This is a genomic window from Bacteroides oleiciplenus YIT 12058, from assembly GCF_000315485.1.
GTDB lineage: Bacteria > Bacteroidota > Bacteroidia > Bacteroidales > Bacteroidaceae > Bacteroides > Bacteroides oleiciplenus.
This window is the reverse complement of record NZ_JH992944.1, coordinates 446,703-458,706: the sequence shown is the minus strand read 5'-3', so window position 1 is coordinate 458,706 and position 12,004 is coordinate 446,703. Positions and strand designations below refer to the sequence as shown.

At 39.4% G+C, this 12,004-nt stretch carries 5 protein-coding genes; all 5 read left to right on the top strand.

The genetic code is table 11. The features are described 5' to 3' along the window. Window positions 1-493: 493 nt before the first annotated feature. A complete protein-coding gene (locus HMPREF9447_RS21470) occupies window positions 494-3,523 on the top strand; it encodes a SusC/RagA family TonB-linked outer membrane protein (RefSeq protein ID WP_009131894.1) in 3,030 nt (1,009 codons plus the stop codon). A gap of 21 nt (window positions 3,524-3,544) precedes the next feature. Further along, window positions 3,545-5,188 (top strand): RagB/SusD family nutrient uptake outer membrane protein, encoded by a 1,644-nt coding sequence (locus HMPREF9447_RS21465; protein WP_009131893.1) that lies wholly within the window; start codon window positions 3,545-3,547, stop codon window positions 5,186-5,188. Window positions 5,189-5,839: 651 nt separating this feature from the next. Further along, window positions 5,840-8,791 (top strand): SusC/RagA family TonB-linked outer membrane protein, encoded by a 2,952-nt coding sequence (locus HMPREF9447_RS21460; protein ID WP_081589802.1) that lies wholly within the window; start codon window positions 5,840-5,842, stop codon window positions 8,789-8,791. A gap of 24 nt (window positions 8,792-8,815) precedes the next feature. Next, a complete protein-coding gene (locus HMPREF9447_RS21455) occupies window positions 8,816-10,366 on the top strand; it encodes a RagB/SusD family nutrient uptake outer membrane protein (protein ID WP_009131891.1) in 1,551 nt (516 codons plus the stop codon). Window positions 10,367-10,398: 32 nt separating this feature from the next. Next, on the top strand, window positions 10,399-11,274 hold the full coding sequence (locus HMPREF9447_RS21450) for a hypothetical protein (protein ID WP_009131890.1): 876 nt from the start codon (window positions 10,399-10,401) through the stop codon (window positions 11,272-11,274). Window positions 11,275-12,004 lie beyond the last annotated feature (730 nt).

Genomic DNA, 12,004 nt, shown 5'->3' with positions numbered 1-12,004 from the left:
CCCTTCCACCCGACAATACCGATGAATAAGGAAATGCAGAGGTGTGGAAGGGGGGCTATCTACAACAGAATCCGGTTGTATCTGGAGCAAAAACGAATTAGATTTACCAACGAAAAAGGGTGCTGAGTATTCTCTTATTTCATCAGGTAAAGTTGTCTTATGATTTCTTACAGAAAAATCGAGACTTTTAGCCTTATTTCTTTGTGGACATATAGACTATTAGCAAAACACGAATTGAAGTATTCCTTATTTTACACATTACTGGTAAATCAAAACGCATAGTATCAGTTATTTAGTTTATCATTGTCTATCATTCAAAGATAATACACTTATAATTAAGATTTTAAGGTTAAAAACAAGAGCTATTACGGTAGATTTGACTATATCTCATTATTTGATATGTGGTTATAAATCAATATTTTACAGTAACAACATTATCAGACATGGAGTTCCTGATATAATCTCAATTACTTCATTTACAACTAAATAGAAAATGCATAGTTCTGCGAAAACGCTTCAAATTTCGTATATTGGTATGCAAACACAAGAGGTGCTTATCAAGCCAAATGTAAAGATTATGATGAAATCTGATTCGGAGATGCTTGATGAAGTAATGGTAGTTGCTTATGGAACAGCAAAGAAATCTGCTTTTACAGGTTCTGCTTCAACTATTAAAGCTGATAAATTAGCAGAACGTCAGGTTTCTAATATTACAAATGCGTTGTCCGGACAAGTTGCCGGTGTGCAAACAACAAGTGGTAATGGGCAACCTGGTACAGGTTCTACGGTACGTATTCGTGGTATTGGCTCTATCTCTGCCAGCAATAATCCATTGTATGTAGTAGATGGTGTTCCTTATGATGGTGACATTTCTGCAATTAACGCTCAGGATATTGAGAGTATGACCGTACTGAAGGATGCTGCTTCGAATGCGCTTTATGGAGCACGTGGCGCCAATGGAGTAATCTTGGTGACTACTAAAAAAGGTACTTCTGGAAAAGCAGTTGTAAATGTGGATGCAAAATGGGGTACAAATCGCCGTGGTGTTCCCAGCTATGATGTTATGAATAGTGCGAACCAATATGTTGAAACCTACTATCAAGCAATGCTGAACGGCTGGGCCGGTGGTGATCCCAACAAAATTGTTGATTATGCAGGCGATGGGTCCATTATGATGTCTGGTAATAATCTTGTTAACGCTTTGATTTTTGGAAGTGACTATTTAGGTTATCCTATATATTCCACTTCCAACGGGGAAAATGTAATCGGCATGGATGGCAAGATTAATCCAAATGCCAAACTTGGTTCTGTTTATGGCAACTATTATATCACACCGGATGATTGGGAAAATGAGCTGCTTGATAATGGTAATCTACGTCAAGAATACAATGTAAGCATCAGTGGTTCGACTGATAAAATGACCTATTATATGTCAGCTGGTTATCTGGACGATAGTGGTATCATTCCGGGTTCTGGATACTCTCGTCTTTCAACTCGTTTAAAAGCTGATTATAAAGTCAAAGAATGGATGAAAGTTGGAGCTAACTTTTCGTATGCTAATGTGAAAAGTCGCTACCCTGATGAACAGACTACTTCAGGTAGTAGTATGAATTTGTTCTATATTACCAATAACATTGCTCCTATTTATCCGCTTTATATTCGCAACGCGGATGGCAGCATCAAAAAAGATAGCCGTGGTTATACCATGTACGATTACGGTAATGGTATGTACAACCGAGTAGTGAATGGGAAAACAGAAGCCTTAAACCGCCCATTCTTGTCTAACTCTAACCCGGCTTCTGCATTACAATTAGATAAGCGTGAGTTCCTGATGGATATTCTAAGCGCCAAAGGATTTGTTGAAATAGAGTTCATGCCAGGTTTAAAAGCTACCGGTAATTGGGGAATGGATTTAGATAACACCCGCTACTCCGAATTGGTTAATCCCTATTATGGACAGTATGCTTCTGAAAGTGTAGGTGGGTTAGTTTCTATGGAACATTCTCGTACTTTTAGCGTGAATCAACAGTATCTGCTTACTTACAAGAACAACTTTGATGTGCATAATATTGACTTACTTGCAGGTTTCGAATCTTACAACTATAAATCTCAATATTTATCGGGCAGCAAACAGAAATTATACAATCCAACAATTGTAGAAATCAATAATGCTATTAAAACTCCGGCTGTTTATTCTGCAACAACTAATTATGCAACCCAAGGCTTCCTTGCACGTGCCCAGTATGATTATGACGGTAAATACTTTGCAAGTGCCTCCTATCGTCGTGATGCTTCTTCCCGTTTCCATCCCGATCACCGGTGGGGGAATTTCTGGTCAGTTGGTGCCAGCTGGTTGCTAAATAAAGAATCATTCATGAACGACCTGACATGGATTAATATGCTGAAATTTAAGGCCAGCTATGGTGTACAAGGAAATGACAATATTGGTAACTATTATGCCTACCAAGATCAATTTACGGTATCAAACAGCAATGATGATTTCTCTGTCTCACTTGCATACAAAGGCAATAAAAACATCACTTGGGAAACCTCGCATAGCTTTAACACCGGTTTTGATTTTGAATTCTTTGATCAACGCCTGAATGGTACAATCGAATATTTCAGCCGTAAAACTACAGATATGTTGTATAAAAAGCCTGTAAATCCATCGGTAGGCTATTCTTCTATCCCTATGAATGTAGGTTCCATGATCAATCGTGGCGTTGAGCTCGATTTGAACGGTGATATTATTCGTACTAATGACATTACATGGAGCGTAAATTTCAACCTGACCCACTTCAAGAATAAGATTTTGAAATTACATCCTGATTTGAATGGTGAATTGATTGATGGAAACCGTATCTATCAGGAAAAGGAATCTATGTACCAATTTTATTTGCGTAAATATGCAGGTGTAGATCCGGAAACTGGAGTTGCCCTCTATTATAAAGATATAACGGATGAGAATAACAATGTTACCGGTCAAGAAAAAACTCAGAACTGGTCTGATGCAACTCGTTATGCAACTGGGGATATTCTTCCTAAAGTATACGGTGGATTCGGTACCCGCTTAAATGCTTATGGTTTTGATTTTGCTATCTCATTAGCTTATCAATTAGGTGGTCGCGTATATGACAACGGCTATGCAGCTCTGATGCATGCAGGTGATGATCCTGGTCAGAACTGGCATAAAGACGCTTTGAATGCATGGACTCCAGAAAACAAAACAAGCAACGTCCCACAGCTCAATGTATTTGCTCAGTATGCCAACTCTCTGTCAGATCGTTTTTTGACAAGTTCCGACTACCTAAGCATTAATAATATCACAGTAGGATATACATTACCTAAAACCTGGACTCGTAAGTTGCTAATCAGTTCTATGCGTGTATATATGGCTGCTGACAATGTTGCATTGTTTAGTGCACGAAAAGGATTGGATCCTCGTCAGAGTTACACAGCATCAAGTGCTGATGTTTATTCTCCAATACGGACTATTTCCGGTGGTATAACCCTTTCTTTCTAACCCTTTAATAAGCAAGAAAATATGAAAATAAATAAGAGTATACTGTTACTTTCATCTGTTTTTGTGATGGCTGCGTGCGACCTGGATAAATATCCCGAAGGCTCTACCATGACGCAAGATCAAAAAGATGAAGTTATCTCCATGATTCCTGAACGCATTGAGTCTGAGTTGAATGGTTTGAAAAGCGGATTAAATGTTTTAGGAACGTTAGGTAACCCGAATACTACCGGTTACCACTTTGATTATGGCTTCCCGGCAATATGTATAGTTTATGATCAGGCAGGGCAAGATATGCTCTGTAAAAATGATGCTATTGGCTATAACAAATACATTTCTCCACAAAAATTCAGAGACCGTATCACAACTTCTGTCTTTAATGAATTTATCTGGAAGAACTACTATAATCATCTGAAAACAGCCAATGACTGTATTGCAACTTTGTCAGCTGCATTCCCGGAAGATAATCGTACAGCTCAGGTAAAGAGTTATTTCGGACAGGCTCTGGCTTCACGTGCATTTGATTATCTGCAATTAGTACAGACCTACCAGTTTACCTATATTGGCCATGAATCAGCTAAAAGTGTGCCTTTGGTATTGGATACTATGACTGATGATGAGAAGTTGAACAATCCCCGTGCAACCGTAGAACAGGTTTATACTCAGATTATGGCTGATTTGAACACTGCAATTGCTTATTTATCAGAAAACCCTGTTACTCGTAAGGACAAGGCACAAATTACGGCTGAAGTTGCTTATGGCCTTCGCGCACGCGCCAACTTGCTTATGGGCAATTGGTCTGCTGCGGCATCGGACGCAGCTAAGGCATATGCCGGTGCTCGCCCCTACTCTAAAGCAGAAGTAAGCGTACCCAAATTTTACGATGCCAATGATGCCTCTTGGATTTGGGGTATAGTTGTTACATCAGAAGATGGAGTTGTAAAGACGGGTATCGTAAACTGGCCCTCTCATCTTTGTTCACTTACTGGCATGGGATATACCACCGCAGCAAGTGCTACAGATGTAGCATTTAGAGCTATCAATAATAAGTTATGGGCAGAAATACCAACTACTGATGTACGCAAGACTTGGTGGGTGGATGAAAACCTCCACTCTGATGCTTTAGTTAATGCATATGGTGCGCAGAATGCCGCCGGATGGGTAAGCGGAGCTTTTGGTTCAACTATGTTTTCACCTTATGTAAATGTTAAGTTTGGCCCCGAAGGTGGTCAGATTGCCAACTCTGACAATGCACAAGATTGGCCTTTAATGCGTGTAGAAGAGATGCTGCTTATTGAAGCCGAAGCTATCGGTAGAGACAATCTTGCAGCCGGGAAGCAAAAGTTAGAAGCTTTTGTGAAAGGTTATCGTGATGAAACATACACTTGCAAAGCTACGAATCTGGATGAATTTATAGATGAAGTATGGTTTCAACGCCGCATTGAATTGTGGGGTGAGGGATTCTCATTATTCGATATCCTACGTCTGAAAAAGCCTGTCAAACGTATTGGAACTAACTTCCCTGCAGGTAGTACATTTACTGATATAGCTGCTGAATCACCACTTCTGATCTATACAATTCCAGAATGTGAAACCGCAGTAAACAAGGCTATTACTCCAGCTGATAATAATGAAGCCGCAATTCCACCGACACCGGTACAGAATTGATGAACTGAGAATAATCGCTATATGAAAAAGGGTGTGTGTCCAAGGTGAACTGCACCTCAAAAGTTAGATAGTAGATTATCAATCTAATTTGAGAAAGAGTCCGGTATTGCGCCGGACTCTTTATTTTTAATCGAGACTAAATTCTTTTTTATGAAATAGTTATATATAGGTGATAAACTATCTGGTTGCAAAAATTATCTTTGCTTATTAATCACTTTGTTCTATTTTTCGTTTCCTTCTTATGCTACCATTTACCCCATAGAAAAAACAAACAACTTGTAATATATTTGATCATACACATTAGCCTTATATAAAAAACAGGACAATACACTCTATGCATATTGTCTATATCGCTATTAATCGTATTTTGGTGGAAATATAAATCATTTCATACATTTATTCATTAATAAAACCTTATAGTACTTGTTTTATATTCCGTTTGCATTCTTAAACAATCCAGAATATATTAAATATCAAATACTTAAATAAGCAGTATAGTATAATTAGAGTACGAATAAAGACATACTGCTATTTTATAAGATTCTATTAATCAGTGCATTATTGATAATAATTATTCCAATTTAAGTTCCTCATGCTTTATCATATTTCTGATTATCAATAGTATATAGTCGCCATAGTTCTGCGAAAACATTGCAAATTTCTTACATTGGTATGCAAACACAAGAGGTCGCTATCAAATCTTCTGTGAAAGTATTTATGAAATCAGACTCTGAAATGCTTGATGAAGTTATGGTAGTTGCTTACGGTACGGCTAAGAAATCCTCATTTACAGGATCGGCTTCTACAATCGACAACAAGAAGTTGCAATCTCGTCCTATTACAAATGTATCAAAGGGACTCGAAGGACAAGCTACTGGTCTTTTGACAACTTCAGGAACCGGCCAACCGGGTGAATCAGCTTCGGTTGTAATTCGTGGTTATGGCTCTATTAATGCGTCGCAGAATCCGCTATATGTAGTGGATGGCATTCCTTATGATGGTACACTATCTTCCATCAATCCCTCTGATATAGAATCGATGACGGTTCTAAAAGATGCTTCAGCCGGTGCTCTTTATGGCGCCCGCGGTGCTAATGGCGTTGTGATGATTACTACTAAGAAAGGTAAAGAAGGTAAGACTCAAGTTACTTGGCGTTCTACTGTAGGTTGGTCTTCACGTGCACTTAAGGAGTATGACATGGTTGGTCAGAAAGATTATGTGCAGTTGACTTACGAGGGTTTGCGCAATGGTTTTGCGTTTACTAACGGATATGCTTGGGCTGATGCAGAAGCTGCTGCCCGTAATAGCTTGAGCGGTACGTTGGGCGGTGAACAATATAATCCGTTTAAGAACTATACCTGGAGCAATATCATTGACCCAACAACTGGGACAGTGCGTGCCGATGCAACTTCCGCATGGGATGAAAGATGGATGGATGCACTTCAAAAGGATAACGCTTTCCGTCACGAACATCAACTGTCATTGACTGGCGGTACCGAGAAAACTAAATACATGTTCTCTTTGGGATACTTGAATGAAGATGGCATTTTGGTAACTACCGGATTCCAACGCTACAGTGCACGTGCTAACATAAACTCTGAAGTGACAGACTGGTTCAGCGCAAATCTAAATACGTCATTAACGCATTCCGTATCAAACTACAGTCAATATACTGGTAGTTCTCAATCTAATGTGTGGTATTCCGCACAGTTTGTATCTCCGCTTTTCCCGGTATATATAAAGGATGCACAAGGTAATAATGCTTTAGGAGAGGATGGCCGTCCACAATTAGATTATGGTGAAAGTGGTCGACCGGGTAGCTATTCTGATTATAACCCGTTGGGGGGCTTGCTGGATGATAAATCAAGCGTAAAGAATGATGTTGCCGGTTTACGTACTGGATTAACTTTTGGCTCTGATAAGGATGATTTCGGAGTATTAAAAGGCTTGAAACTGGCTATAAACTTTGGTATGGACTATCGCCAGGCATCTCAAATGAATTATATGAATATGTATCATGGCAATCAGGCTGCTGCCGGTGGTTTATTGTCTAAATACAGCACTCGTATGCAGAGTTACACTTTCAATCAACTGTTGATGTGGAACCGCTCCTTTGGTCTTCATAATTTTGATGTAATGGCTGGTCATGAATTCTATGCTTACCAATATGAATATCTGAAAGCTGCAAAGACTAATTTGGTGGATGGTATTTTGGAATTGCGTCCGGGTACAACTCTTAGCGATGCAGACTCTTATACAGATAAGTACCGCATCGAATCATGGTTAGGACGTTTCAACTACAATTATGATGAGAAGTATTATTTCTCAGCTTCTCTCCGTACGGATGGTTCTTCTCGTTTCTATAAAGATAACCGCTGGGGTACATTCTGGTCAGTCGGTGGAAACTGGCGTATTTCCAAAGAGGCATTTATGGAAGATATCAGTTGGATAAACAATCTTTCTTTCAAAGTTAGCTACGGACAGCAAGGTAATGATGACATTTTGAAGATTTCAGGTGGAGTATACACCAGCGACTATTATTTGTGGCAGAGTCTCTATGATCTGGGTTGGGCAAATTCCAACCAGATTGGTGGCTTGGTATCTACATTGGAGAATAAGAATGTAAGCTGGGAAAAAAGCGGCAATTTCAATATTGGCGTTGAAGCATCTTTCTTTGACAACCGCTTGAGTATTAATGCTGAGTACTATAATAAGAAGACTACCGACATGCTGTTGAATTATCCTATGGCTACTTCCACAGGTTTCAGTGGCTATAATGCCAATGTCGGTGACATGCGTAACAGTGGTTTTGAATTTGAAATCAAAGGTACTCCTGTCAAGACCAATAACTTTACTTGGAATGTCACTTGGATGGGCTCTACAGTAAAGAATAAGGTGTTAAAGCTGACTGGAGAAACTCCGGAAATAATCGATGGTATTTATAGTATCAAGGAAGGCTTGCCTATCAATACATTCTATATGGCAAAAGCTGCAGGTGTTGACCCCGCAACCGGTGCCCAATTGTATTGGGTATATGACACTGATGATGAAGGCAACATGATTAACGAACGTATCAGCAGTGATTATGAAAAAGCAGCCAAAAGCAAGTATTATTTGGGAAGCCGTATTCCAGATCTTTATGGTAGTATTGGGACCGACCTTTCCTGGAGAGGTGTTGACCTGTCTATTTTGACTACCTATTCTATTGGAGGCAAGGTGTATGATGGCTTGTACAGTGCTTCTATGAATAATATGTACTACAATAATGCATGGAATGAACATGCGTTGCGTCGTTGGCAGAAGCCGGGTGATGTCACTGATGTTCCCCGTATTGAGATTGCAGGAAAAAGCACAACGAATGATCGTTTCTTAGTAGATGCGTCTTACTTTGCTATTAAGAATATTACATTGGGATACACATTGCCAAAGGCGTGGATGCAAAAGGCCAAATTGGGCTCTGTACGTGTTTTCGGTTCTATAGATAACTTGGCATTATTCACTCACTTACAAGGCATGAACCCGCAGTACAACTTTAGCGGTGAGACAAGCTACTCTTATTCGCCTAATAAGACCTGGTCATTAGGTGTCGAAATTAATTTCTAATATTTACTTAAGATAAAAACAAGTATGAAAAAGATATTCAAATATATTTTTGCTGGTTTTGTGGGTTGTGCAAGTTTGTCGTCCTGCTTGGACGATGCACTTCAAACTGCTCCTACCGACTCTATGTCCGGAGATGGTTTGCTGGCAAACGCCAATGCGGCGTTGGTTCCTCTGAATGGTATCTATCGTTCTATGTACGCTTCCTGGTCTCCTACAGGCAACACTCACCAAAGCTTTGGTATCAGTTCTTATAATTTGATGGCTGATGTTATGGGCGAGGACATGGTAATGAGTGCTATAGGTAGTGGCTGGTTCTGGTATGATTGCCTTTATAACGTAAAATCTTTCTATTCCAGCGGAGCATGGCGTTCTTACGATTTATGGAATGGTTATTACACATGGGTCTCTAATGCAAACTACATTATTGCTGCTGAAGAAACAATAGAGGGTACAACAGAGGAGATTAACTATGTGATAGGACAGGCTTATGCCATACGTGCTTATTCTTACTTCATGCTGGCACAAAGTTTTGCCCGCACTTATAAAGGACATGAGTCGGATCAGTGTTGCCCTATCTATACTGAGCCAACCGTTGCAGGTACTGCGGGCAAGGCACGTGCGACTGTACAAGAGGTTTACGACCAGATTACTTCGGACATCAATAAAGCTGTCGATATGCTGAACGGAATAAAGCGGAAACATGTCAGTCACATTAACCATGCTGTTGCTTTAGGACTCAAGGCACGTATAGCATTGGTTATGGAAGACTGGGCTACTGCCAAAAGTGCAGCGAAAAATGCTATTGCGGTTAGTGGTTGCACTGTATTGCCAGTTTCAAGCTTTTCTGGGTTGAATGATTCTTCCGCTGGTAATGTGATGTGGGGAGCTGAAATTATTTCCGACCAATCTACCATGTATGCCGGCTTCTTTACTCATATGGATGCTTGCGACGAGAGAGGTGACGGAAAGTATGGAGCAGATGCCCGTAAGCAGATTAGCAAAGAGTTATATGGCTTGATTAACCCGGCAGATGCCCGTAAGGCATGGTGGGATCCGGAAAATGAGAATAATAAGTCCGGCGGTTATCAGCAGGAGAAATTTAAGTTCTCCGACAGACAAACTTGGACCGGAGATTACATCTGGATGCGTGTAGAAGAAATGTATCTGACGGCTGCCGAAGCAGAATGCCGTTTGGGTGAAACTGCACCTGCCATTGAGGATTTGAAAGCTGTCATGGACAAACGTGTAGAAGGATATACCTGCACGAAGACCGGCACAAGTCTGGGAGCTACAAGTAGCGATTATACAGGTTCGCTACTCGAAGAAATCATTATACAACGTCGTGTTGAGTTATGGGGTGAGTTTGGACGTATCTATGACTTACGCCGTCTGAAACAAGGATTCCGTCGTACAGCCGCTATGGGATGGCCTTCTGATGCCTTGCTGGGTAATCGTCCGACAGACGATCCGGAATGCTATATGTGGGTATTGACTATTCCGCAGAGTGAATTCGACGGTAATGTGAACATGGATGTAAAAACTGACCAGAATCCGGTGGGAGATTATAAAGAATGATTCATTTTACAAACTTTAGAGGAAAAAACATTATGAAATATATCAATAGAATTTCAGTCTTATTGTCTCTTTTGACAGTATTGCTGTTCTCTGCTTGTAGCACAGACCAAGAAGGGCCTTTGTATACTGAAGGAGAGGGGCAGGGAGTTACCTTTATTTCCAAATCTTTGGATGTTGTTGTTGTGTCGCCTGCAGAGCCGACTTTTACAATAGATTTGCTTCGTTCGAATACAGCTTCAGCGTATAGTGGAGATATTACTATTTCTGCTGTACTCAATAAAGTGCCATTTGAGGGATGCACTGTTACCGGCTTTAATTTTGCTGCCGGCGAAAACAAAACGACTGTAACGGTTGATGTTACCCCTTTACAGATAAGTCAAGTAATAACCGTTACATTAGCATTGTCTGTACCGGAGGGAGATATTGCGATAAGCGGATCTGCCCAGGCTTCTTTTACAGTAAGCAAAGATTATAACTGGCAAGAGCTTGGAGAGGGGACGTTTACGGATAACTATTTCTTCGGAGGTACAAACAAAGTAAAAGTATTCAAGGCTGAAGGTTTTGACCGTTATCGCGTGGTTGAACCTTATAATGGATACTATACCAATGGGTTACCGGCTGACTTAGTTGGAGACTTTACGCTTTCAACAGCCAGAGTATCTAATTTAGATTTTTGGATTGAAGATGGTGCTGTTCTTTACAATAAATTTGCTATTGGCTTGAATTATGTTGGTGGTGGTGATGTCCTTGCTTACCATCCTTCTAATTTTACCGGAGTACCCACTGAATTCAATAAGGTAGTTGATGAAAAGACTATCCAATTGGCTCCTTATTATTATATTGAAGAACTTTCCGGTGGTTTTAACGGAGCTACTTCAGACGGAGTTGTCATTATTACTTTGCCATAAAATATTTATTGCAGAATAATATTAACTGTAGAGGGAATACCAAAAGTAAACTGCACCTCAAAAGTTAGACAGTAGATTATCAACTAATTTGAGAAAGAGTTCGGTATGTACCGGACTCTTTGCTTTTAACCGAGATTAAACTCTTTTTGTGAAATAGTTGTATATAGCCGATAAACTATCTGGTCACAAAGATTATCTTTGCTCATTAATGACTTTGTTCTATTTTTCGTTTCTTTCTTATGCTACCATTTGCTCTATAGAAAAACAAAACAACTTGTAATATATTTGGTTGTACAGACTAGTCTTATATAAAAAAACAGAACAATATACTTCACCCATTTTATTTATATCGCTATTAATGGTATTTTGGTGGAATTATAAATCATTTCATACATTTGTTTATTAGTAAAACCTCATAGTACTTGTTTTATAGTTCATTTGCATTCTCAAATGAACTATAGTATATTAGGAATAAGGCGTTTAGGTAAGCGATATAGTATAATTATGGTATAAATAAAGACAAATTACTATTTTATAGATGCTTATCAATCAGGATATTATAAATAATTATCATTTAAAATCAAGTTCCCATGTTTTGGATATATCAATGATTATCAATCTAATAGCATCGCCATAGTTCTGCGAAAACATTGCAAATTTCTTACATTGGTATGCAGTCACAAGAAGCTACTATTAAGCCTCAAATGAAAATCGTAATGAAATCCGATAG

Excerpts from the sequence above, each read along its gene's own strand:
- HMPREF9447_RS21470 (WP_009131894.1), top strand. The coding sequence starts at position 494 with ATGCATAGTTCTGCGAAAACGCTTCAAATTTCGTATATTGGTATGCAA.
- HMPREF9447_RS21465 (WP_009131893.1), top strand. The coding sequence starts at position 3,545 with ATGAAAATAAATAAGAGTATACTGTTACTTTCATCTGTTTTTGTGATG.
- HMPREF9447_RS21455 (WP_009131891.1), top strand. The coding sequence starts at position 8,816 with ATGAAAAAGATATTCAAATATATTTTTGCTGGTTTTGTGGGTTGTGCA.
- HMPREF9447_RS21450 (WP_009131890.1), top strand. The coding sequence starts at position 10,399 with ATGAAATATATCAATAGAATTTCAGTCTTATTGTCTCTTTTGACAGTA.